Genomic DNA, 23,480 nt, shown 5'->3' on the forward strand with positions numbered 1-23,480 from the left:
AATGGACGGTGATCTGCTCCCGAGACCTCCCCGAGGGGAACCACGCATGCCCACCACAGTGACGGCCCACGTCCGCTACCGGGGCCTTACCTCGCGCGACCTCGCCCTCGTCGCCGTGTTCGCCGCGCTCATCGCCGCGCTCAGCGTCACCGTCGCCATCCCCGTCCCCGGCCTTCCCGTGCCGATCACCCTCCAGACCCTGGGCATCATGCTCGCCCCCAGCCTCCTCGGCTGGAAGCGCGGCAGCCTCGCAGTCGCCACCTTCCTCGCCCTCGGCCTGGCCGGGCTCCCCCTCTTCGCGGGCGGTCGCGGCGGACTCGCGGTCCTCGCCGGACCCTCCGCCGGGTTCATCGTCAGCTGGATCTTCGCCGCCCTGGTCATCGGCCTGCTCACCGACCTCATGGTCCGCCGGGGCAGGTACCGCTTCTGGCAGGGCCTGCTCGTCAACGTCCTCGGCGGCATCGTCGTCATCTACGCCATCGGCGTCCCCTGGATGGCCGTGGTCCTCGGTGACGGCGTCCTCGCCGCGGCCATGTCCATGGTCGTCTTCCTCCCCGGCGACCTCGTCAAGGCGGTCCTCACCGCGGCCATCGCCAGCGCCGTCTTCCGCGCCTACCCGCTCCCGCCCGCGGGACGGCCGGTCATCGACGGCGGCGACACCGCCGACACGGGCGGAAAGAGCGCCTGATGCTCCGTCTCGAGGGGGTCTCCCACTCCTACGAAGGCCGCGCCGTCCTGCGCGACATCGACCTCGACCTCGCCGAGCACCGCATCGGCGTGATCGGGGCCAACGGATCGGGCAAGTCCACGCTCGCCCGCACCCTCAACGGGCTCGTCCTACCGGACCGGGGCCGTGTGTCGCTGGGGGAGTGGGACACCCGGCGGCACGCCAAGCACATCCGGCGCCGTGTCGGGTTCGTCTTCTCCGACGCCGCCAACCAGATCATCATGCCGACGGTCGCCGAGGACGTGGAGATCGGCCTGCGCGCCCTGCGCCTGGGCCGCGCCGAGACCGCCCGCCGGGTCGACGCCGCCCTGGACCGGTACGGTCTGGCCGACCACCGCGACCACCCCGGGCACCTGCTCTCCGGCGGCCAGAAACAGCTCCTCGCCCTGGCGTCGGTCCTGGTCACCGGCCCTGAGATCCTGGTCTGCGACGAGCCCACCACCCTGCTCGACCTGCGCAACACCCGCATGGTCCACCGCACCCTGGCCGGGCTCGACCAACAGGTCGTCCTCTTCACCCACGACCTCGACCTGCTCACCGGCTTCGACCGGGTCCTGGTGATGAGCGACGGCCGGGTGGCCTTCGACGGCTTCCCCTCCGACGCGGTCGCCTTCTACACCAGGCTCATGGACAGCGAACCCTCCGAGCCCGAGGGGGCCGGCGCCGGAGACCCGGGGGCCCCCGGAACCGGGGCGGCCCCGTGAGCGTGATCGGGCTGTACGTCCCCGGCACCGGGCCGCTGCACCGGATCGCCGCCGGGCCCAAACTCCTCGCCCTGCTGGTCGTCGGCGCCGCCCTGCTGATCGCCGCCAACCTGTGGGCGGCCCTGGGCGCACTCGCCGCGAGTCTGCTGCTGTACCCGCTCGTCGGCCTGCACCCGCGCCGGGCCCTCGGGGTGCTGCGGACCCTGTGGCCGTTCCTGCTGGCCATCGGGGTGTTCCAGGCCCTGTTCGTCGGCGCCTGGGCGGAGGGGGTCCGGCTCTGCGCCCAGCTCGCCGCGCTGGTCCTGCTCGCCAACGCCGTCACCCTCACCACCCGGGTGCGGGAGATGCTCGACCTGTTCGAGCGACTGGCCCGACCCCTGCGCCGGTTGGGCGTCAACCCGGACCGGGTCGCCCTCGTCCTCGCCCTGACCATCCGCTCCATCCCGATGGTCGCCACCGCCTGGCGCGCCGCCCGCGAGGGCTACCGGGCGCGGGGGCTCTCCGGCCGCCCGCACCTGCTCGTGGTGCCGGTGATCGTCCAGTTGCTGCGGATGGCCGACGCCACCGGTGAGGCCCTCGTGGCTCGGGGGATCGACGAGGACACCCGCACCTAGCCTCCCAGCGGTGATCTTGCTACCAGGGGCAACCTCGGCGCCGAAGTCGCCCCTGGTAGCAAGATCACCGGGGAGGAGGGCACCCCTCCGGCGGGACTCGGTACCGATTCAGTATCGGACAGGTGCTTTTCGGCGGATATCCCAGGATAATTACCTGCGCAACATCCCCCATGGTGTAGACGAACCGGTGATCGTGTGCCCCGGCGCCTCCCCGCCGAACAACGGATCCGATCGAGCCTGACCGCGATCCTCATCGCCCTGTGCATGACCTTCGCCCTCCCCGGGGCGCTCTCCGCGAACGTCGTCGTCCTGACCCCCGACACGGCATTCCTCAACCAGCTGGCCGCCCCCGCCCCGCTGCCGCTGGTGCCCTTCGAGCCCGTCACCGCCCCGCCGACGGGCGGCACGGCTCTGCACCCGGAACGGCGGGCCGAGCTCTCCGCGCGGATCGGTGACCTCGAGGTCGAGCACGGGGTCCGGCTCGGGATCGCGGTCCAGGACCTGCGTACCGGGACGACCTTCAGCCACAACCCGGAGCAGCAGTTCTCCACGGCGAGCGTCGCCAAGCTGACCGTTCTGACCATGCTCCTGATGCACGCCGCGGAGGAGGGCCGCGAACTCACCCGGGACGAGCGGTTCCAGACCGAGCAGATGATCCGCTACAGCGACAACTCGGTCACCGACGGCCTCTACGCCCGGATGGGCTTCACCGACGGGTTCCTCCGCCACGCCGAGAGACTCGGGTTCACCAACACCGACCCGAACCGGTACGGGACCTGGGGCGCCACGCTGACCACCCCCGCCGACCAGCTCCGCCTGCTCCGCGCCCTGTACACCGGGCAGGGCCCGCTCTCGGCGGACGAGTGCGCCTACGCCCGCGGGCTCATGGAGGGGGTCGCCCCCGAACAGGCCTGGGGGGTCTCCGCCGCGGCCGACCCCGGGGACACCGTGGGCCTCAAGAACGGCTGGACCCCCCGCGCCTCCAACGGCGGCCTGTGGAACATCAACAGCGTCGGCTACGTGACCGGCCCCGACCGCGAGTACCTGATCGCTGTCCTCACCGACGACCACCCCGACTACTTCACCGGGGTCGCCCTGGTGGAGGAGGCGGTCGCCGAGGTCACCGGGGCCATCGAGGACCGCCCCGAACACGGGGGCGCCGGCCCCCACCCCCGATAGGCCCCGGGAGCCTGCCACGGGCGCACCGTGGCCGGTTCCGGCCAGGGCCGCTCGCGGCGGCGGCCGCCGAACCCGTTCGGTGCACACGGCCCTCCCGGTGCACACGGCCCACCCGGCACACACGGGGGCGCCCCGCCGGAACCGCGGTTCCGGCGGGGCGCCCGGTGCTGCTCGAAGCGCGGCTCCGACTAGTCCAGCGGACCTCCGGCGACGTAGAGGACCTGTCCGGACACGAAGCCCGCGTCCTCACCGGTGAAGAAGGCCACGGCGTTGGCGATGTCCTCGGGCCCGCCGACCCGCTGCACCGGGATCTCCTTGGCCTTGAAGGCCTTCATGTCGTCGTAGTTGATGCCCATCCGCTCGGCGGTGGCGCGGGTCATCGCGGTCTCGATGAAACCGGGGGCGATCGCGTTGCAGGTGACGCCGAACTTGCCCAGTTCGATCGCGAGGGTCTTGGTGAAGCCCTGCAGGCCGGCCTTGGCGGCCGAGTAGTTGGCCTGGCCGCGGTTGCCCAGCGCGGAGGAGCTGGACAGGTTCACGATCCGGCCCCACTTGTTGGCGGTCATGTGCGCCTGGGCGGCCTTGCTCATCAGGAAGGAGCCGCGCAGGTGGACGTTCATGACGGTGTCCCAGTCGTCCGGGGACATCTTGAACAGGAGGTTGTCGCGGAGCACACCCGCGTTGTTGACGAGGATCGCGGGCGGGCCGAGCCGTTCGGCGACGGTGTCGACCGCGGCGGTCACCTGGTCGGCGTCGGAGACGTCGCAGCCCACCGCGACGGCCTTGCCGCCGTCGGCCGTGATGCGGTCCACGACCTCCTGGGCGTCGGCCTCCTTCAGGTCCACGACGGCGACGGCGTGACCCTCACTGGCCAGCCGTTCGGCCGTGGCGGCACCGATACCGCGGGCCGCGCCGGTCACGATCGCCACACGAGGCGTTGGGGACATGGTGTTACCTCCATCAATTCACGTGGTGGGCGCGTGCGAATCCTATCCGCATGCCTACTGGTCGGTACGTATCCGGGGTGCGGTTGTCGGTTCCCGCCCGAACCGCCGGGTAAAACTTCCTCGGCCCGGTTCGCACTCCCTCACCTGCGCCGCTGCAAACCCGTCGGACCCGTGTCCGCGTTTGCCTGCACTTTGGCGGACCGTGGCCTACGATTACCACCAAGACCGAGATGCACGTGCATTCGGGCCGTGCACAAGCACGAGCCTTCCGCCATTCGTCGGCGGCCCGGTGCGGCGCGTCAGTGAGGAGTTGAAGGGCATGGAGTGTGCGGAGGCGGTGGCGGAGTCAGCCGGTGCTTGGTGGCTCAGGGTCCTGACGCACGGGTCACGCCGTTGGAACACCCCTGTCTGCGGTGATCGGCACGACGCCGTCACGTGGACCTTCCGCTCCCGCCCCGGGGCGGTGGGCGCTGCCCGTGAGATTTCCGCGGCTCTGCTCCTCGAATGGCAGATGGAGTACTTGTCCGGTGATGTCGCGGTGGTTGTTTCCGAATTGGTCACCAATGCCGTGCGCCATGGCGGACCACTGGCCTTGACCAGGCAGGGCGATGCCGGTATTCAGCTCTCCCTGATGCGTAGCGGTAGTGAATTCATCTGTGCCGTTCGTGACGGAGGAGATCACCTGCCGAGGAGAAGGGAAGCCGATCCCGCCATGGAAGGCGGTCGAGGGCTTGCCCTGGTGAGCGCTTTCGCGCGAGAGTGGGGTGTGATTCCCACACCGTCCGGCGGAAAGTTCGTTTGGGCGCAATTCGTGTGAGTCGGTGACACTGGGTCCGTTCTCGGGCGCCGGCCGCGGTCGGACCTCGGGGGAGCGGCACGTGCCGGAGGGGTCCGGGCGCCTCAAGGAGGGACGGGGGACGGCTCGTGATCGGGACAGTGTACTGGCTATATCGTGTACGTGTAGTGTCCTGAGCGCACGGCAAAGGGGACCGGGCGACCCGATACCCTAGCCCGGAGAATGACAGAGAGGCGGCGAACGTGGATATCGCTCAATTGCGTCAGGGGAGTGGCCCCACCGTGCGTCGCATGCTCCTCGGACACCAGCTGAGGAAGCACCGAGAGCGCTGCGGTATCACACGCGAGGCCGCGGGCGAGAAGATTCGCGCTTCCGCCTCCAAGATCAGCCGCATGGAACTCGGCCGGGTCGGTTTCAAGACCCGGGATATCGAGGACCTGCTGAAGATGTACGGCGTCACGGACCGCAAGCTCCTCAAGCAATTCCGGGAACTCGCGGCCGAATCCAACCAGCCCGGTTGGTGGAAGGAGTACGGCGACGCCCTCCACAAGTGGTTCATCCGCTACGTGGGCTTCGAGGAGGCCGCCGACCACATCCGCATCTACGAGTCCCAGTTCGTCCCCGGCCTGCTGCAGACCGAGGAGTACGCCCGCGAGATCATCAGCGGCGGCGTCGAGACGGACCTGGTGACCGAACAGCGGATCAAGGCCAGACTGCAGAGACAGAAGCACATCGAGCTCGGCAAGAGGATGTGGATCATCCTCGACGAGGCCGCCGTGCGCCGCCCCATCGGAGGCAGGGAGCGCGGGGCGGAGATCATGCGCGGCCAGTTGAGCCACCTGATCAACCTCTGCGAGAACTACGAGAACATCACCCTCCAGATCGTCCCCTTCGAGGTGGGTGCGCACGCGGCGGAGGCCGGTTCCTTCACGTTGCTGCGCTACTCCGACTTCGAGCTGTCCGACATCCTCTACCTCGAACAGCTCACCGACGGCGAGATCGTGGACAAGCCCGCCACCGTCGAGGCCTACACGAAGGCCATGACCAGGCTCAGCGTTTCTGCCGCCACCCCTGACGAAACCGTCTCCATGCTCAAGGACATGCTGAAGGACCTCGAGGAGTCCTGAGCCGGGGCCGGCGATGGCCCGGAACGCGGTGGCGGTTCCGCTGGGGCCACGCGTGGCAGGGTAGGCGGCCGCCGAGTACACCCCGGCCCGGCGGGGGCGTGCTCCGGAGCGGGACCGGGAGAAGGACCCGAGGTCGTGGCGGGACCTCGGAGGCGGCGTCGTGTGTTCCGACCGACGCCGTTCTTGCGTGTGGTCGACCCGGTCGCGTGGAATCGATCCGGGAGGGACCCCGGGGCGAGGTCGCCCGTGTAGGCGTGGAGGGCTCCGTCGGCGGTGGACGGAGCCCTCCGGTTCTGATCCCCCTGCGGCCTGGGAGAGGGCACGGACAAGGCTTGCCAGGCCGTGGACGGTGCGCTTTCCCGGAGAGCGGTTCCCGAGTGTTGCGGGATCTCAGCCGAGCAGGTTGTCGAAGTCTCCGTCCTTGGCGCCCAGGATGAGGCAGTCGATCTCCTCCTGGGTGTAGACCAGGGCGGGGCCGGTGGGGAAACGTGAGTTGCGCACGGCGATCGAACCATCGGTCAGACGGGCCATCTCGACGCAGGCGCCCTGCGAGTTGCTGCGCTTGGCCTTCTGCCAGGAGACCTCGGTCAGCTCAGTCGCACGGATGCCGTTGTGTGGGGTCATTTCGCCTAGCTCCTTGTGTTCTTCTGAGGGGACGTGCGTGCGGATGCACTGCCACATGCACGTGCATCGGCACTGTCACTCTCACGAGCATAGCGTGACCATCGCCACTTGTCCCTGGGTTTCGAAGGATGTAAGCGCCATGTGACCAGGATGTGGTCCGCAGGATCCCCGAATGTCTTTCCACCCAGCTCAGAGGGGTCATGTGACGATCCCGGAGCCGATCCTCGAAGGAGTCCGCTCCGGTCGTTCCGTGCTGGCAAAAGACCCCGCCGGTGTACCGGCGGGGTCGAACACGGGTGTCGAAAGCGCTCGTGGGAGCGCCCTCGGACGTTTCTTTCGGAGGTGGGGGTTACTCGCAGACGAGCGCGGTGGACAGGGTGTCGAGGTTGCCGCGCATGATCGACGGGTAGTCGTCGCCGGGCGACTGGTCGGTAACGCCCTCCAGCGGGTCGAGCACCTCCACCCGGGCTCCGGTCTCGGCGGCGATGGTGTCCGCGGTGGCGGCGGGCATCAGCGGTTCGGTGAAGATCGTCGTGATGTCGCGCTCGTTGACGGTGTCGGTGATCGCTGCGATCTGGGCGGGGGAGGGTTCGGTGTCGGGGTCGACTCCGCTGACCCCGATCTGTTCGAGGCCGTACTGGTCGGTGAGGTAGGTGAAGGCGGTGTGCCCCACGACCACCTCACGGTGCTCGCATGAGGACAGGTTCTCCTCGTACTCCGTGCCGATGGCGGCGAGCTCGGTACTGACGCGCTCGGCCCCCTCCTCGTAGAGGTCGGCGCCCTCGGGGTGGGCCTCGGCCATCCGGGCGGCGAGGGCCTCGGCGGCCTCCGTCATGAGTTCGACGTCCAGCCAGAAGTGCGGGTCGTACTCGCCGTGGTCGTGGCTGTCCTCCTCGTGGCCGTCCTCCTCGTGTGCGGCCTCGTCCTCGTGCTCGTGCCCGTGCTCGTCCTCGCCGTGGTCGTGGGCGTCCTCCTCGTGGCCGTGCTCGTCATCCTCGTCCGTACCGTCGTCGGCGGGACGGAGCTGGACGGTGTCGGCGACGTCGAGCGCGGCCTCGGCGGCCTCCTGTTCGACCGCCTCGTCCACCGCGGGCTGGAGGCCCTCGACGTAGAAGGCGATGTCGGCTTCGCTGACCTCGGCGATCTGTCGGCCGGTCAGCTCCAGGTCGTGCGGTTCGGTGCCCGGCTCGGTGAGCTGGACGACGGCGACGCCGTCCCCGCCGATCTCCTGGGCCAACCACTCCAGCGGGTAGACCCCGGTGACGACGGTGAGGTCGGCGTCGGCGGGGGAGGTTCCGTCGTCACTGGACCCACCTCCGTCGTTCCCGCACCCGGCGACGATCATGAGTGTGGCGGCGCCGAGGGCGGCGGCTCGTACGGTGGCAGTTCGCATGGACACCATCATCGGGAAAATGAAAACGGTTGTCAATTTGCCGTATTTGTCCGTGGTGGTGGCTGCCTCGGGGAACGGCTCCCGGCTGCCCCTGCGACCGCTGCCCTGACGGTCTTTCCGGCCCGACCGCACCGGCCCGCAGAGGCCGTGCCCTCCGGTCATGGCCGACCGCCCCGGTCAACTGTTCTCGGCGAACCGCTCCACGTCCTTCGTGCGGCCGGCCACCACGATAACGTCGCCCTTGTGCAGCACCGTCTCCTCCGTGGCGTAGGTGAAGGAGGCCCCCACCCGCTTCACCGACACCACCGTGATCCCGAAACGCTGCCTGACCTTGGTCTCCCTGAGGGAGCGGCCGATCAGCGCCTGGGGGGCCTTGGTCTTGATGAGGGAGAACCCCTCCTCCAGCTCCACGTAGTCGAGCATGCGCCCCGACACCAGGTGGGCGACCCGCTCACCCATGTCGTGTTCGGGCAGGACGACGTGGTGGGCCCCGACCTGTTCGAGGATGCGGCCGTGCCGTCGGCTGGTGGCCTTGGCCCAGATGTCCTTCACCCCCAGGTCGACCAGCTGCGAGGTGGTCAGGATGCTCTCCTCCAGGTGGGTCCCTATGGCGACCACGGCCCTGCTGAACTGGGCGGCGCCGATCTGTCTCAGGGCCTCGTCGTCGGTGGAGTCGGCGATGACGGTGTGCGTGAGCGACTCCCCGAACACCTGGACCACCCTGGGGTTGGAGTCCACCCCCAGGACCTCCCAGTCGTGGTTGACCAGTTCCAGGGCCAGTGAGCTGCCGAACCGGCCGAGCCCGATGACCAGGATGCGTTTGTCGGAGAGCTTGTTGCTTTGCGGCACGGGGTTCTACCTCTTGTCTGTGGAGCGGCCTCAGCCGATCATCGGACGGGCTTCGGGCAGGTCGTAACGGCGCTTGCGCTCGCGGAAGGCCAGTGCGGTGACGAAGGTGATGGGGCCGATGCGCCCCGCGATCATGAGGAACGCGAGCGTCAGTTGGGCCCAGGGGGCCAGGGCGGGGGTGATCCCGGTCGAGAGACCGACCACGCCCACGGCCGAGACGACCTCGAAGAGCGTCTGCATGAAGGTGAACGGTGTGGTGTGCAGGAAGAACACCGTGGTTATCGCCACCACCGTCATGGAGAGGAAGGTCAGGCTCAGCGACTGCCGGATCACGTCGGGGGCGAGTCGGCGGCCGAACACGTGCACTCTGGTGTGGGCCCGTGCCTCGGACCACACCACGAGGAAGATCACGGCGAGGGTCGCGACCTTGATGCCGCCGGCGGTTCCCGCGCTGCCGTTGCCCACGAACATCATCATGATCGTGAGCAGCAGTGTGGAGTCGTACATCGCGCCGGTGTCCGTGACGTTGAAGCCACCGCTCCGCGGCATGACCCCGTGGAAGAACCCGTCGGAGATCTTGGCCCACCAGTGCAGTTCGCCCAGGGTCCGCGGGTTGTTCCACTCCATCATGATGATCAGGAGCGCCGTCACCCCGAAGAGCAGGGCGCTGGTGACGATGGTGATCTTGGTGTGCAGGCCCCAGGCCCCGGGGGTCCGCCAGTGGTGGCGCAGCTCCAGCAGTACGGGGAAGCCGATCCCGCCGAGGATGACCGCCACCGCCACCGTGAAGAGGATGATCCCGTCGCCGGAGAACCGGGTGAGGCTCTCGTCGTACAGCGACAGCCCGGCGTTGTTGAAGGCGGAGACGGAGTGGAAGAGGCCCGAGTAAAGGGCCTCACCCGGGCTCAGGTCGTGCCCCAGCCACATCCGCGGAGTGATGATGACGAAGGTGACGGCCTCGATGGTCAGGCACACGATGACGACCCGGCTCACGATGCTGCGGACGTCCCCGACGGCCTGGGCCCGGTTCTCCGCCTGGACGTTGAGCTGCATGCGCAGGCTGAAGCGGTGGATCAGGGCGGCGCCCAGCAGCGAGGCCAGGGTCATGATGCCGATTCCGCCCACCTGGATGAGCGCCAGCACCACGAGTTGCCCGAAGACGGACAGGTCGCCGCCGATGGAGATCACGCTGAGCCCGCACACGGCGAGCGAGGTGGTCGAGGTGAACGTCGCCTCGACCAGGGTCAGCTCCTCCGGGCCGGCGGACGCGGCGGGGGTCATGAGCAACCCGGTGCCCAGGAGGTCGACCAGGACGAACATCAGCAGGAAGGCGCGGGCGGGCTTGCCCCAGGCGGTGCGCGACTTCTGCATGGGCGGTGCGCCCCGGAGCCCGCTCCGGGGGATGGGGAGCCGGTCCCACAGGGTTCTCACCCGTTCGAGTACTGCCACGAACACCCGGGTCCTGGTCGCCCTGGGTGTGGTGGAGTTCCACCACATGATCCCGTGCTCACCTGTCGTCACTAGCTGGGGTCTTGCCGAACCTGCGCAATTCTGCCAGATCCGGTGGCCTGCGACGACGAGGTTCCGGCACGGTGGTGCGGGTCGGGGCGCGTGGCGGTGGTGCGGGGCGGGCCCGGTCCGGGGCGCGGTGTCAGGGGTGCCTCGCGCCCTCGTGGTCCGCGTGCCCCGGGGGCTCCAGTTGAAGGGTCGAGTGTTCCACGTCGAAGTGGCCGGTCAGACACTCGTGCAGTTCGTCGAGCATCCTTCCGCCGTCCCGCAGGTCCTCCTCCGCGACCACCACGTGTGCGGACATCACGGGGACCCCGGAGGTGATGGTCCAGGCGTGCAGGTCGTGGACGTCGATGACCGCCGGATGGCCCATCAGGTGCGTGCGGACCTCGCTCAGGTCCATCCCCTCGGGGGTGGCCTCCAGCAGGATGTGCACGGCCTCCCGCAGCAGTGACCACGCCCGGGGCACGATGATCGCGGCGATGCCGAGGGAGACCAGTGTGTCCGCCTGCTGCCAGTCGGTGAACCACACCACCAGGCCGCCCACGATCACGCCCACCGAGGCCAGAGCGTCGCTCATGACCTCCAGGTAGGCGCCCTTGACGTTGAGGCTCTCCTTGGCGCCCGAGCGCAGGACCAGCAGCGCCACCACGTTCATCACCAGCCCGAAGGCGGCGACGGCGACCATTCCGGCTCCGGAGACCTCGGCGGGTTCGCGGAGGCGGTCCACGGCCTCCAGCACGATGAACCCGCACAGCACGAACAGCACGATCGCGTTGACGGCGGCGGCGAGGATCTCGGCCCGTTGGAAGCCGAAGGTGCGCTTGCTGGTGGCCGGCCGCGCCGCGATCCACACCGCGGCCAGCGCCAGGGCGACCCCGAAGGAGTCGGTGACGGTGTGTCCGGCGTCGGCGAGCAGGGCGAGGCTGCCGCTGAACGCGGCCCCGGTGACCTGCACTGCGGCGACGGTGAGCATCAGGCCCAGGACCACTGCCAGCCTTCCGCTGTTGGCGGCCCCGGCGGTGACTCGTCCGTGGTCGTGTCCCGCGCCCATGGTCCCCTCCTCGGTTCGTGGTGCTCGGTGTCCCTGCCGGTACGCCGGCGGGGGTGCGGCGGCCAAACAGTTCAGCCTTCACTGTTTATACAGTCCGGACTGTCTATACAGCAAACAATGTACAATGATTTTCATGTTGACCTCCGAGCAGCGCCTCTCCGCGATCCAGCGTCTCGGGCGCGCCCTGTCCGATCCCACCCGGTGCCGCCTCCTGCTGGCCCTGCTGGAAGGGCCCGACTATCCCGCCGGGCTCGCTGATCGTCTCGGTCTCACCAGGCAGAACGTCTCCAACCACCTGGCCTGCCTGCGCGACTGCGGACTGGTGCGGACCCATGCCCGCGGCCGCCAGGTCAGTTACGAACTCGTCGACGACTCCCTCGCCCACGCGCTGGAGGACCTCCTCCGCGTCGTCTGGGGTACCGCGCAGCCCCACGAGCCACTGGAAGCCCCAGGGGAACAGGCGCCGGCTGTCTGAGTCACCGCGCCGCGCCGTCACGGGCGGCCGGAAGCGCTTCGGCGGGCCGCCTGTCGTGACCCCTGTCCCCGGCGGGCCGCCAGGGGCGTGCGTTCTCACCCGGTGGAGGCGCTTCGATGCGCCCGGTGCTCACCCCGGGTGTCCTTTTCTGGGATGTCCGAAATCGGCCACGTGATGTCCGTTGCAGGGCGAGGGTCTGTCGGTGGGGGCTGAAGCCCCACTTCGGAACGGGGAGACACCGACTTCCGGAAGATGTCCCCAACTTTGGTCGGGGGCGACCCTGACAGAAGGCTGACATGTCCCTGAGAGATCCCTGAACCGGCCTGGGACGGCTCAACTTCCGATATAACGCGACGTATGGTGAGTGGTGCGCCCGGCGGACGCGCAACCCTGCAAACGGGCCCCGCGCCGCGCGGATGAGCGCCCCGCATCCCCCACCCACGTCCTCGCGGATCGGCCCCGAGACCGAGCCAGTGAGTGCGCGCTCGACGACGAGCGCCGCACGTCCCGGTCCGGCCGTCCCACACACGGCGAGCTAGGAGCGAGCACCTCTCATGTCCAGACCGGCCACAACGGCCCTCTGCGCGGAGCCACCCCGAAACGGGGCTCCCGCCCACCAGTCGGAAGGGACGAACGCGTGAACCGCCTATCGGTCATGTCGCTCGGAAACCGGGCGCTGGTCCTCCTCATCACCCTGGCCGTGCTCTTCTTCGGTGTCCTCGCCGCGGTCTCGGCCAAACGCGAACTCTTCCCCGAAGTGAACCTCCCGATGGTGATGGTCACCGGCCAGTACCAGGGGGCGACACCCCGGGTGGTCGAGGGACAGGTCACCGAGCCCCTGGAACAGGCCGTGCAGGGGGTGGAGGGCGTCGACTCGGTCACGTCCACCACCAGCACCGGTTCCACACAGGTCATGGCGGAGTTCGACTACGGCCGTGACCAGGACGCCCTGGTCCGCGAGGTCCAGGTCGCCGTCGACCAGGTCTCCGGGATGCTCCCCGAGGACGCCGACACCTCCGTCACCTCCATGAGCACGGACATGATGCCGGTGATGCTCCTCGCCGCCAGCAGCGAGAACGGTGACGAGCAGGCGATGGCCTCCTCCATCGAGAACGTGCTCATCCCCGAACTGGAGTCGGTCTCCGGGGTCCGCGCGGCCAACCTGATGGGCGTGCCCGAACAGCGGGTGGAGGTCACCCCGGACGAGGACGAACTCGCCGACGCCGGGGTCACCACCCAGGACCTGTCCGACGCACTGGAGTCCAGCGGTCTGCTCATGGCCGGCGGCACCGTGGACGAGGACGGCCGCACCCTGAGCGTCACCACCGGCGACCAGCTCACCGGCCTCGAGCAGATCGAGGATGTGTGGGTGCAGCCCTCGCAGGGGGTCGACTCCTCGGCCGCCGTGCCCGGCGCCCCTCCCGCCCCGCAGCCCGAGCCGGTGCGGCTGTCCGAGGTCGCCGAGGTCGGCATGGTGACCGAGGAGTCCTCCACCATCGCCCGCCTGGACGGCGACCCCAGCGTCGCCCTGATGATCATGGCGACCCCCGACGGCAACACCGTCGAGATCTCCGAGGGCGTCCAGGACGTCATCGACGGGGAGTCCGACCTGCTGGGTGAGGACATCAACCTCGCGGTCGTCTTCGACCAGGCGCCCTTCATCAACGACTCGATCACGGACATGTTCGAGGCCGGAGCCTACGGTCTGGCCGCCGCGGTCATCGTGATCCTGGTCTTCATGCTGTCCATCCGCTCCACCCTGGTGGTGGCGGTCTCCATCCCGGTGTCGGTCCTGGTGTCCTTCATCGGCATGCAGGCGTTCGGGTTCACCCTGAACATGCTCACCCTGGCGGCGATCACGATCGCGATCGGCCGGGTGGTGGACGACTCCATCGTCGTGTTGGAGAACGTCCGCAGACACATGGACTACGGCAAGGAACGGCTGAGCGCGGTCAGGGACGGTGTCCGCGAGGTCGCCACGGCCGTGGCCTCCTCCTCCTTCGCCACCATCGCCGTGTTCCTGCCCCTGGCCTTCGTCGGCGGCATGGTCGGCGAGATCTTCATGCCCTTCGCCGTGACCAGCAGCCTGGCCCTGGCCGGATCCCTGGTGGTGGCCCTGACCATCACCCCGGTGCTGTGCTACTGGTTCCTGCGTCCGGCCGAGGTCGGCGACGCCAGCCGCGAGGAGATCGAGCGCGAGGCCCACGACCGGGAGATCCGCACCCCGCTGCAGCGCGCCTACCTGCCGGTGATCCGCTGGATCACCACCAGGCGCAAGACCGCCACGGTGGTCACCCTGGCCGCCTCGGTGGCGATCTTCGGCGGTACCGCCGTCATGGCCGCCAGCTCCGAGACGGACTGGCTGGGCCAGGCCGAGGAGAACACCTACACGGTCGTCCAGGAGCTCGAACCGGGCATGTCCCTGGAGGCCGCGGACGCCGAGGCCGTCAAGGTCGAGGAAGCCCTGGAGGGGATGGCCTGGATCGAGACCTACCAGGTCAACATCGGCGGCAACCCGTTGATGGGCGGCGGTACGGACCAGATCGACTACACGATCACCGCCGACCCCGAAACGGACCAGCTCCGCAACCGCGACGTGCTGCGCGACACCTTCGACGAACTCGACACCGAGTACCAGCCGCGCCTGGACTCCACGGGCGGCATGGGCGGTTCGGGGATCGAGGTCCAGGTGACCGCCGAGGACCAGGAGACCCTGGCCGAGGCCGCCGGGATGGTCGAGGAGGAGCTGCGCGCGATCGACGGCGCCGAGGACGTCAACAGCGGCATCACCGACTCGCAGGCCTCGCTGGAGGTACAGGTCGACGGGGAGGAGGCCGCAGAGCTCGGTCTGAGCGAGGCCATGGTCGGCCAGGCGGTCGCCGCGGCCTTCAACGGCCAGGGCGTCGGCACCGCCACCATCGATGACGTCCGCCGCGACGTCGTCGTCATCGTGGAGGACGCGCCGCAGAGCGTGGCCGAGCTCGAGGAACTGCCGATCCGCAGCCCCATGGGTGAGGAGATCGAGCTTTCCGAGGTCGCCGAGGTCGCCGAGGTCCAGCAGCCGCCGGAACTCACCCGCATCGACGGGGTCACCAGCACCACGGTCTCGGCCGACCCCACCGCCTCCGACCTCGGAGCGGTCAGTGCCGAGATCATGCGGGTCCTGGACTCCCTCGACCTGCCCTCGGGCGCCACCGCCAGCCTCGGCGGCGTCAGCCAGGACCAGACCGAGGGCTTCGCCCAGCTCGGCCTGGCGATGCTCGCCGCCATCGTCATCTGCTACCTGATCATGGTCGCGACGTTCAAGAGCCTGATGCAGCCGCTCATGCTGCTCATCTCGGTTCCGTTCGCCGCCACCGGTTCACTGGGTCTGCTGATGCTGACCGGTACCCCGATCGGCGCCGCGGCCCTGATCGGCATGGTGATGCTCATCGGCATCGTGATCACCAACGCCATCGTGTTGATGGACCTGATCAACCAGAACCGGCAGAACGGGATGGATCTCGGCGAGGCGATCGTGGAGGGCGCCAGGCACCGCCTGCGGCCCATCCTGATGACCGCGGCGGGCACCATCGCCGCGCTCCTGCCGATGGCCACGGGCCTCGCGGGCGGCGGAGCGTTCATCTCCGCCCCGGTCGCCCTGGTGGTGATCGGCGGCCTGGTCACCTCGACCCTGCTGACCCTGATCCTGGTTCCGGTCCTCTACCAGCTGGTGGAGGTGCTCCGGGAGAGGCGTGAGGCCAGGTCGGCAGCCCGCCAAGAGCGGCGCCGCGCCAGGCGTCGGGCCAGGGCCGCGGCCAAGGCGTCGGGCAACGGCAGTACCGCTGAGGGCGAGGCGGGCGAGAGCCCCGCCAAGCACGGTGGGAACGCCGCGGCCAAGGACGCCTCCGGAGAGCCCGCCGGGGAGCACGCCGACAAGTAGTCCGTCGGCACCGTCCGGGGCGCCTCGCACGACCTTCCGTGCGGGGCGCCCCTTCGGTCTCCCGGTACGCACGCCGTGCCCGGTGCGTGCGGCACGGGCCGCACGCCGAGGGCGCGACACGCCCGGCCGCGGGTCCGGGCCGGATCGTCGGAAAGACCTGCAGAACGGGACATCCAGCACCCTTCCGCTGTGTGACCGGAGTGCCGATTTGTGCTATCCGCGCAGTCCAGGCAGGCTGCCTCACATGGATGATTCGAAGAAGAGCCTGGAAGACCTCGTTCGTGACGAGCTCGGTGACGAGCCGTCCCAGGAGGCCAAGGACTACGCACGCCAGCTCTACGAGCGCTACCGGCTGCCCGCCACCGAGGACGCCGCCCCCGCCGCACCCGCGTCCGAGGAGTAGCGGCCGGGGCGCGTCCCGGCACGGCGACGCACGGACGCGAGTCCGGAGGGCTGTTCCGCTCCGGACCTGGTGCGGCCCTCAACCGGGCCTGTCCCCGTCCAGCTCGTCGCCGTCCCACACGAGTTCGAACCACACCTGTCGGCCACGGCCGTCCCGGCGTGGTTCGGCGCCCCACTTACCGGCCAGCGCCTCGACCAGATCCAGGCCGCGGCCGTGTTCGGCCGTGTCGTAGGGGTCCCGGTGCTGTGGCTGGGGCGCCTCCGTCGTGCTGCCCAGGTCCCGGACCTCCACCCGTGCCCATCCTGGCGCGCGGTGCACACACACCTCGAACTTTCCGGTGGCACGGCCCGAGTCGCTGTGGGTGATGGCGTTGGTGGCGAGTTCGCTGGCCAACAGCGTCGCGGTGGTGAGCTCCGGTGAGTCCGCCAACTGTCGGGCGACGAATCTGCGCGCGTAGGCGATCTGGCTGGGCAGGCCGGGGAAACGCCTGCGCGACGACCGGGGGTCCGTGCTGGTTCGGTACGGGGTGCTACTGGACTCTTCCATGGAACTCGCCGGGCGTTGGGGACGGTGGAGAGGGGCCGAGATCGTCTGGAGCGGGGTCTTGAGCGGGTCCGAGGGCGCGGAACGGGGGGCTGCGGTCTCACACATGTGGGTTCACTCCCAGGGGATGTGTGTTCGAGGGCAGGGCTGAACTGGCGCCTGGCCCTCGAGGCGTCCATGCCCGGTACGGGTCACGGCGCGGTGTGGACACACGGGGCGAAGCCCCCTGGGGCAGGGAGGGACACGGCTCGGTATCGCTGGGGGCGCGGTACGAGGGTGGCGGCACACGGTGGGGGAGAAGCCGCTGGGCTTCACACTGGACGGTGTTGGGGCCTGGGGGCGGCCCGTGGAGGATGGTCATGTCTGGTGTGGGGCATGCCCTACGACACTGAAGGGCCTACTTGCGCTCAGCATACGCTCCGTGCCTCCCTGCGACCCGGCCGACCTGGTTCGCACAGGGTAACCCTGTCTGAGCTGGGTAAAGGGGTCATCCGTAGGACCGGGAAGGCTGACAGGAGACGGATATCGGCGGGGATGCGTGTCCCTGGGGCCCTCCGGGGGCAAATAACGATTTGGTGAAGGCCATCTGAATTTTGCTGCTTTGTTCGGTCTTGCGCGTGGCCTGTGTCTCCCGACAAGGTGTGTGGCATGGCCTCGCCCACCCCCGCCCCCCTGCCCGTGGGCCTCGGCGTGGAGATCGACCGCGCCGTCCGGCTCACCGACGAGGGCCACGTCCTCGTCGGCGGTTCTCCTCCCCGGGCCCTTCGCCTGCCCCCTGAAGGCGTCAGCGCCGTCATCCGCTGGCTCAGCGGAGCCGACCCGGGCCACCTCGGTGAGCGCCGACTCGCGCGCGTCCTGGTCCAGGCCGGGCTCGCCCATCCGCGCCCCGCGCCGGTACCCCCGGGAGAGGGCGTGCAGCTCGCTCTCACCGGCCGGGCCGCACCCGCCGAACTGGAACGCGCCCTGGACCGGATCGGACGGGAGCACCCGGACCTGCGCCCGGTCGTGGTCGGTGCCACCGGGGCGACCGCCCGGGTGGCACGGCGGCGCGGCCTGCGGGTGGTGGAAGGGCCATCCGGCGGGGCCGGAGCCCGCGCGGCGGCGCTCGGAGCCTGCGACGCCGGGATCGTCGCCCTGCTGGAGACCGGAGCCGAACCGGAACCGGGTTGGCTCGACGTCGCTCTGGGCCACTTCGCCGACCCCGGTGTCGCCGCCGTGCTGCCCCGGCTCCTTCCGGTGCGACGGCGCTGCGGTCACGGTGCGATGGCCGCCGCGGCCCTGCACGCCCAGACGGTGGACCGGGGCGCGGATCCCGCGCCGGTCCTGCCCTGGGGCCGCGCCCGCCGCGGTCTCGGCCACCCCGCCCCGCCCGGCGAACACGCCTCGGCCGATCCGCTGGCCCCGGTCCGCGCGCTCCTGGTGCGCCGGGGTGCAGCCGACCTCGACCCCTCCCTGGGCGCGGGTGCGGAGGCGGAGATGTTGTGGCGCCTGGCCGAGGAGGGCTGGTCGGTCCGGTACGAACCGCGGTCGAAGGTGCGGGCCCCGATGCCGACCGGTCTCGGTTCCTACCTGCGCGCCCGCTTCGAGGCCGGGGCCGCGGCAGGGCCGCTGGCCCGTCGCCACGGGCGGCGCGCGGTCGGCCCCGAGCTGTCCCTGCCGGGCGCGCTCGGACTGGGGCTGGTGCTGGCCGGGCGGCCCGTGGCGGGTCTGGCGGTGTGCGCGGTCGGGGGCGCGATGACGGCCCGGACGATGACGAGCGGAGCCGCCGTCCCGTTGGCGGACACGGTGCGTCCCGCCGCCGCCGACCTGGTGCACACGGCGCGGACCGGGTCGCGTGCGGCGCGCACGGTCTGGTGGCCGGCGGTGGCCGCGGTGGCCGTGGGCGGGGCCGTGTCCCGGGTGGGCCGGTCCGGTGGCGTGCGGGTGCCGGGTCGCTGGGCGCTGGCCGCGGGCGCCGTGTTGACGGTTCCGCACCTGGTGTCCTGGCGGCGGCGCCACGGCGCCGCCCTGGTGGGCCCGATCGCGTGGACGGGGATGTCCGCGGCCGGTGACGCGGCCCGCTCGCTGGGGACGTGGTGGGGTGCGGCCCGGGCCCGTTCGCTGGCCCCGCTGCTGCCCCGGCGGCGCCCTCCGGTGTCGGCCACGTCACTGGTGTCCTCGCAGCTGGAGAGGGGTTCAGTCGGTCAGGTTCGTAAGTCGGCGCCAGCTGCTGTCGTTAGTGGTGGTTAACACTGCTCGCCCAAGGTGATGAGCGTGTTGGGGGCCGAGCGGTGGGAGCCGCCCCGCCCGTGACCCGGCGTAATGCTCCGGGAGGGGGCTTCCCTCACCGCCGAGGAGATCGGCCCGGCGGACCGCGACGGCATCCGGGGCGGAGTGACTTCCGGTACCGGGGACCTCCACCGACCGGTGGGCGAACTCCGGGAACCGCCGTTGACCCAGCCCTTCGTCCCGGCTGCCTTTCACCGTCTTTCACCGTTTCCGAGGTCCTCCCGGAGCCGTGCGCACTGAATGTGCGCCGCGGGGGTGCTCTCTACGGTTCGGGCCAGAACTGGGCCAGGTACTGTTCGCGGCCTTCGAGGTCGCGTGCGGCGGCGGTGAATCCTGGCCCGTGCACGTCCTCGAACCGGTCGAAGAGCGCCATGTAGGCCTTACTCACCACGCGGCGGTTGCGGTGCGCGGCCCGGACCCGGTACCGGCCCGGCGCTGGCAGTGTGAGCAGGTCGTGTTGCCCGCCTGCGGTGATCTCATTGACGCCGACCACTCCCGTGGCGAGTTCTATGACGGCGGTGTGTGAGCCCTCCCACTCCTCTCCGTTCCAGGCCGGCTCGGACTCCCACGACTCCAGGTCCAGGTGGACGAGGACGTTGGTCTGCAGGCTGCGAAGGTAGACCGAGCACTCACCGGCGCTGAAGTCGTTGCGGCCGGGAACAGGGGCCGTGTCGTCGTAGTCCTCGCAGTCGAAGATCTGGAACATGCCGTAGTCGGGGTAGACGAGTGTGCTGTTCCGGCTGAGGAGGCGGCTCATGCGTCTGCTCCGTTGTCGGGGGCGTCGGGAGCACTGAGCGTAGACGGAGGTGCGGTCGAACTACCGCTGTCTTTCCCCGGCCACAACGCTGCTTCATCACGGTGCCGGGACGAGGTGCCCGACAGGGCCGGGGCGGTCACCCGAGACAGACACGGTCCGTTATCGGGTGCCTCGGGAACTGCCACGTCATCAGCCCCCTGACGGATGCGGCACCTGTTTCCCCGCGCACGTCTGAACGAGGCCGCGCCGGCAGCCGCTCCGCGCGGCCACGTCACCACATGTCCGGGGCACCAGGACGTGGTTCTGGTCGTGGACGGGACCGGCGACGTGAAGAAGGGTGCGAGCACTGTCGGGGTGATCCACCAGTACCCGGTTACCGCCGGAGGGATCGAGAACCGCCGGGGCGCGGTCTACCTCGCCTACACCGCCCCTGCCGGGCACGCCCTGATCGAGGGCCGCCTCTACCTGCCCCGGGTCCGCCCCGACGACCCCGAACGGCTCCGGGCCGCCGGGGCGGGGGCCAGGGGCGAGCGGTTCCACGACTGGGCGCTCGTCGATGATCGCACTGACGGGGCTGGGGTGCGGCGGTGCTGATGCTCCGCAGTCGCACCACTGGTGAGCTGGCGTTCTACCGGTGTTATGCCCTTGAGCCGGTGTCGTTGGCTCGTCTGGCGGCGGGGTCCGGTCCCGGGGCGGTTGGTGGTGTTGACCTGCAACGAGATGGTTCGGGCCCCGTTCGCTTGCCCGCCGGGTGTTGAGTACGCGCTGGCCTGGTCGGTGTTCAGAGACTGCCACCAGGCGCGATCCCGAGCATGCCGCTACCGCGGACAAGCAGCCAGAGAATCATGACAGAACGGATCTACAACTGGAGTGAAAGGCGCCCTCCGCCGTGTCCGCGGGTCGGCCCCCGAACGCGCGACTGGTGTGCCGGTGTACCTTCCCCGCCTGACAGAATCGGTGGAGCCCGACACCGCCCCCCGTCCCGTTCGTTGGAAAGTTCCAGATGCGACCCCACCCTCTCGCCGCCGCGTGCCTGGCTGTCCTGTTGTGTGCAGTTCTGTCCTCCTGTTCCGGTCAGGAGGAGGACGCGGAAGCCGTCGAGACAGCGGCCGAGGCCGCCGCCCCGCCCCCGGGAGAGACCGACGAGGCCGACCCGCCCCCGCAGCCGGAGGGGGAACGGCCCTTCGGAACCCCGGTCGGCTGGGCGGACCAGCCCCTGGCGGTGTCGGACGCCGAACCCTCCGCGGAGGAGGCGGACGCGGAGGAAGGTGAGGACGCGGAGGAGGCCGAAGGCGGCACCGGCGGTGCGGACGCGGAACCCGCCCTCCACCCCGGCGTGAGCGGAGGGGCCGGGGGTGAGACGGTGACCGCCACCGACGCCGACCAGCTCGCCGAACACCTGGCCGCCCAGGAACCCCTGGTGGTGGAGGTCGAGGGCGAGATCGACCTCGACGGCACCGTCCCGATCTCCTCGGACAAGACGCTCCTCGGGGTCGGCGAGGGTGCCGAACTCACCGGTGGCGGACTGTCCGTGGACGGTTCCAGCAACGTCATCCTCGCCAATCTGGGCATGTCCTCCGACGGCACCGCGGTCGCGGTCCGCGGCGGCGCCCACCACGTGTGGGTGGACGGCTCCACGTTCTCCGGCGGTCGGGACGGCGCGCTGGTCTCGGTGACCGACGGGGCCGACCACGTCACCCTCTCCTGGAACCACTTCAGCGACGCCGAGTCCGCGGTCGGTATCGGTGCCGGCGACGACGCCCCCGGGGCGCTCCGGGTGACCGTGCACCACAACTTCTTCGACGGCACCTCCGGCCGGCACCCGAGCGCCCGCAACGCCGAACACGTCCACGTGTTCAACAACTACTTCCGGGCCAACCCCGGGTACGGCGTCCAGTCCGCCCACGGATCCAACGTGCTGGTCGAAGGCAACTACTTCGAGGGCACCCCGGTCTCGGTGTCCACCGAACCGGACGACCCGGGCAACGTGGTGACCCGGGCCAACCTGCTGGTCGACTCCGAGCAGCCCGAGCTGCGCGGCAGCGTGCCCGACCCGCCCTACGCCTACGAACTCGACGACACCGTCAGCGTCCCCGACCTGGTCATGAACGAGGCCGGTGCCGACTGAGGGGAGGGTGCCGGGCTGAGGGCGACGCCGGCCGAGGGGACGGTCCCGCCCCCGCCGGATCAGTCGGCCAGGGCGTGGTAGTCGTAGGTCGCGCCGACCCCCTCCGGTGAGGTGAAGCCGAGTCTTCGCGGATGCCCGTCCTCGTCCACCCACAGGTCGAACTCGGCCCCGGCGAGCCGCGTCAGGGTGTTGCGTCCGGTCTCCGGTTCGTAGCCGCCCACCGGGGCCGGGAACGTCCCCGTGTACCGGTAGGTGGTGTGCGTGCCGGCCGCGACCCCCTCCGTGCCCGCCGGCAGGGTGAGCTCCTCCGTCCCCACCAGCTTCAGGTCCTCGGCGGAGTCCGCCAACTCGTCCAGGGTGGCCAGCGCGAACTCCACCGAACACAGGCGCAGGTCTGCCTCCGAGGGCGGGTCCAGCACCGTCATCCCCGAAAGGCCCTTCTCCGCGGTCATCATCAACCCGGTACCGGGCAGGTCGTACCGGTGGACCCGGACCCCCGAGGCCGTTCTGAAGAAGTGTTCGAACGCGGTGTCGGCGTCGGGTTCGTGGCGGGCCCAACCATGTCCCGTCTCCTCTCCGTCCATGCTCTGCGTGTAACTGATGTGGAAGGAGGGCGCCTCACGCAGTTCCCGTGCCGCCAAGCCCAGGAACGCCTCCGCGTCCCGGGGGTCGGCCTCCGCGGCCGACGTCTGCGGTGCTTGGGGCGGATCGTCCTCCTCCGCCGCGGGTTCGGTGCCGCCCAGCGTCAGCCGGGCCACGCTCCATCCACTGACGACCACGGCCAGGCAGACCAGGGCCACGAGCAGACTCAGCAGCCAGTTGGGCTGGACGGGGCCCTCGTCTTCCGGCTCCTGTCCGGTGGACGGCATCGACGTCGACACTGACAGCGCCTCGATTCTGCGGTTCGGGTTCGGGGGGTACCGCTTACGCGCAGTACGACGCAGTGACTCCCCGCTCTGTTCGGATACCGAGCGAACATAATCTCCGCTGAAAGTGACGAAACGGGTCATACGCCCGGTGCGACGGCTGCGGCCCCCTCACCCCAACCGTGGCGGCCGCGCCCGAAGCGACGGACGGCACGCCAGATGTCCGCCGCCCGCTCGGGCGGTGCCGACCAACCGCGGTCCGCCAGTGCGGCCAGCACCCGGCTTAGGAACCCGGCGGGGTGCGCACACAGGTCGTACACCCCGATGGAGACCACCAGCCATCCCGCCTCCGTCCTGGCGGCGTACCGCAGCCGGGCACGGGCCCTCTCGTGGCGGGCGGAGTGGTGTTCGGCGCTGTCGTACTCCACCGCGACCCGGTACGGGGGCCGACCCAGGTCCGCGTGGAACAGGCCCCGGGCGGTGTGCACCGGGCACTGCGGCCGGGCCGGCGGCGGGCCCGCCCGGTGCAACAGGACCCGGGCCCAACTCTCCGCGGGGACTGGCCGCGCGGGTCGGACAGCCGCAGGGCCCGCTC

Annotated in this window: 22 protein-coding genes; 12 read left to right on the forward strand and 10 right to left on the reverse strand. The window is 70.2% G+C overall.

The genetic code is table 11. The features are described from left to right. Positions 1-46: 46 nt before the first annotated feature. The 4 genes from IE195_RS22590 (at position 47) to IE195_RS22605 (ending at position 3,224) form a co-directional block, all read left to right on the forward strand. A complete protein-coding gene (locus IE195_RS22590; protein ID WP_191274973.1) occupies positions 47-688 on the forward strand; it encodes a biotin transporter BioY in 642 nt (213 codons plus the stop codon). Continuing rightward, entirely contained in the window at positions 688-1,431 is a 744-nt protein-coding gene (locus IE195_RS22595; RefSeq protein WP_191274975.1) for an energy-coupling factor ABC transporter ATP-binding protein, read from the forward strand. Before IE195_RS22590 ends, IE195_RS22595 begins: the two co-directional genes overlap by 1 nt. Further along, the gene (locus tag IE195_RS22600) at positions 1,428-2,045 is read left to right on the forward strand and encodes an energy-coupling factor transporter transmembrane component T family protein (protein WP_191274977.1); all 618 of its coding nucleotides are present in this window, start codon (positions 1,428-1,430) and stop codon (positions 2,043-2,045) included. The genes IE195_RS22595 and IE195_RS22600 overlap by 4 nt, the downstream gene beginning before the upstream one ends. Positions 2,046-2,240: 195 nt before the next feature. Beyond that, positions 2,241-3,224, forward strand: a complete 984-nt coding sequence (locus IE195_RS22605; RefSeq protein WP_191274979.1) for a serine hydrolase — start codon at positions 2,241-2,243, stop codon at positions 3,222-3,224. Between the two features lie 188 nt (positions 3,225-3,412). On the opposite strand, the gene fabG is transcribed toward IE195_RS22605, so the two are convergent. Beyond that, positions 3,413-4,171, reverse strand: coding sequence for a 3-oxoacyl-ACP reductase FabG (gene fabG, locus IE195_RS22610; RefSeq protein ID WP_191274981.1), 759 nt, complete (start codon positions 4,169-4,171; stop codon positions 3,413-3,415). Between the two features lie 319 nt (positions 4,172-4,490). On the opposite strand from fabG, the gene IE195_RS22615 reads away from it, so the two are divergent. Together IE195_RS22615 and IE195_RS22620 are read left to right on the forward strand one after the other, a co-directional pair. Further along, positions 4,491-4,988: an ATP-binding protein gene (locus IE195_RS22615; protein WP_191275230.1), complete on the forward strand. Its 498-nt coding sequence runs from the start codon at positions 4,491-4,493 to the stop codon at positions 4,986-4,988. A gap of 269 nt (positions 4,989-5,257) precedes the next feature. Continuing rightward, a complete protein-coding gene (locus tag IE195_RS22620) occupies positions 5,258-6,094 on the forward strand; it encodes a helix-turn-helix domain-containing protein (protein ID WP_191274983.1) in 837 nt (278 codons plus the stop codon). Between the two features lie 390 nt (positions 6,095-6,484). Here the strand turns inward: IE195_RS22620 and IE195_RS22625 are convergent, their stop codons facing one another. The 5 genes from IE195_RS22625 to IE195_RS22645 form a co-directional block, all read right to left on the reverse strand. Further along, positions 6,485-6,718 carry a DUF397 domain-containing protein gene (locus tag IE195_RS22625; RefSeq protein WP_191274985.1) on the reverse strand — a complete coding sequence of 78 codons (234 nt, stop codon included), beginning with the start codon at positions 6,716-6,718 and terminating at the stop codon, positions 6,485-6,487. A gap of 349 nt (positions 6,719-7,067) precedes the next feature. Beyond that, on the reverse strand, positions 7,068-8,111 hold the full coding sequence (locus tag IE195_RS22630; RefSeq protein WP_191274987.1) for a metal ABC transporter substrate-binding protein: 1,044 nt from the start codon (positions 8,109-8,111) through the stop codon (positions 7,068-7,070). Positions 8,112-8,288: 177 nt separating this feature from the next. Further along, positions 8,289-8,960 (reverse strand): potassium channel family protein, encoded by a 672-nt coding sequence (locus IE195_RS22635; RefSeq protein ID WP_191274989.1) that lies wholly within the window; start codon positions 8,958-8,960, stop codon positions 8,289-8,291. Between the two features lie 30 nt (positions 8,961-8,990). Next, on the reverse strand, positions 8,991-10,331 hold the full coding sequence (locus IE195_RS22640) for a TrkH family potassium uptake protein (RefSeq protein WP_225943448.1): 1,341 nt from the start codon (positions 10,329-10,331) through the stop codon (positions 8,991-8,993). A gap of 280 nt (positions 10,332-10,611) precedes the next feature. Then, positions 10,612-11,523 (reverse strand): cation diffusion facilitator family transporter, encoded by a 912-nt coding sequence (locus IE195_RS22645; protein ID WP_191274991.1) that lies wholly within the window; start codon positions 11,521-11,523, stop codon positions 10,612-10,614. A gap of 133 nt (positions 11,524-11,656) precedes the next feature. Between IE195_RS22645 and cmtR the strand changes: the two genes are divergently transcribed. The 3 genes from cmtR (at position 11,657) to IE195_RS22660 (ending at position 16,323) form a co-directional block, all read left to right on the forward strand. Beyond that, positions 11,657-11,998 carry a Cd(II)/Pb(II)-sensing metalloregulatory transcriptional regulator CmtR gene (gene cmtR / locus IE195_RS22650; protein ID WP_191274993.1) on the forward strand — a complete coding sequence of 114 codons (342 nt, stop codon included), beginning with the start codon at positions 11,657-11,659 and terminating at the stop codon, positions 11,996-11,998. Between the two features lie 655 nt (positions 11,999-12,653). Continuing rightward, on the forward strand, positions 12,654-15,920 hold the full coding sequence (locus IE195_RS22655) for an efflux RND transporter permease subunit (RefSeq protein ID WP_191275232.1): 3,267 nt from the start codon (positions 12,654-12,656) through the stop codon (positions 15,918-15,920). A gap of 244 nt (positions 15,921-16,164) precedes the next feature. Beyond that, complete coding sequence (locus IE195_RS22660) at positions 16,165-16,323, forward strand: hypothetical protein (protein WP_191274995.1); 159 nt, start codon at positions 16,165-16,167, stop codon at positions 16,321-16,323. Positions 16,324-16,401: 78 nt separating this feature from the next. Here the strand turns inward: IE195_RS22660 and IE195_RS22665 are convergent, their stop codons facing one another. After that, positions 16,402-16,869, reverse strand: a complete 468-nt coding sequence (locus tag IE195_RS22665; RefSeq protein ID WP_225942516.1) for an ATP-binding protein — start codon at positions 16,867-16,869, stop codon at positions 16,402-16,404. Positions 16,870-17,514: 645 nt separating this feature from the next. Here IE195_RS22665 and IE195_RS22670 point away from each other — a divergent pair. Then, a complete protein-coding gene (locus tag IE195_RS22670; protein WP_191274999.1) occupies positions 17,515-19,095 on the forward strand; it encodes a family 2 glycosyl transferase in 1,581 nt (526 codons plus the stop codon). Positions 19,096-19,396: 301 nt separating this feature from the next. Here IE195_RS22670 and IE195_RS22675 read toward each other — a convergent pair whose 3' ends face one another. Continuing rightward, a complete protein-coding gene (locus tag IE195_RS22675) occupies positions 19,397-19,891 on the reverse strand; it encodes a hypothetical protein (RefSeq protein WP_191275001.1) in 495 nt (164 codons plus the stop codon). Between the two features lie 204 nt (positions 19,892-20,095). Between IE195_RS22675 and IE195_RS22680 the strand changes: the two genes are divergently transcribed. Next, the gene (locus IE195_RS22680; protein WP_191275003.1) at positions 20,096-20,485 is read left to right on the forward strand and encodes a transposase; all 390 of its coding nucleotides are present in this window, start codon (positions 20,096-20,098) and stop codon (positions 20,483-20,485) included. A 409-nt stretch (positions 20,486-20,894) separates the two neighbouring features. Next, positions 20,895-22,019, forward strand: a complete 1,125-nt coding sequence (locus IE195_RS22685) for a pectate lyase family protein (RefSeq protein ID WP_191275005.1) — start codon at positions 20,895-20,897, stop codon at positions 22,017-22,019. A gap of 59 nt (positions 22,020-22,078) precedes the next feature. On the opposite strand, the gene IE195_RS22690 is transcribed toward IE195_RS22685, so the two are convergent. Together IE195_RS22690 and IE195_RS22695 are read right to left on the reverse strand one after the other, a co-directional pair. Beyond that, the gene (locus IE195_RS22690; protein ID WP_191275007.1) at positions 22,079-22,888 is read right to left on the reverse strand and encodes a hypothetical protein; all 810 of its coding nucleotides are present in this window, start codon (positions 22,886-22,888) and stop codon (positions 22,079-22,081) included. A gap of 137 nt (positions 22,889-23,025) precedes the next feature. Further along, positions 23,026-23,373: a hypothetical protein gene (locus IE195_RS22695; RefSeq protein ID WP_191275009.1), complete on the reverse strand. Its 348-nt coding sequence runs from the start codon at positions 23,371-23,373 to the stop codon at positions 23,026-23,028. Between the last annotated feature and the right edge of the window lie 107 nt (positions 23,374-23,480).

The organism is Nocardiopsis terrae, from assembly GCF_014651695.1.
Lineage (GTDB): Bacteria > Actinomycetota > Actinomycetes > Streptosporangiales > Streptosporangiaceae > Nocardiopsis > Nocardiopsis terrae.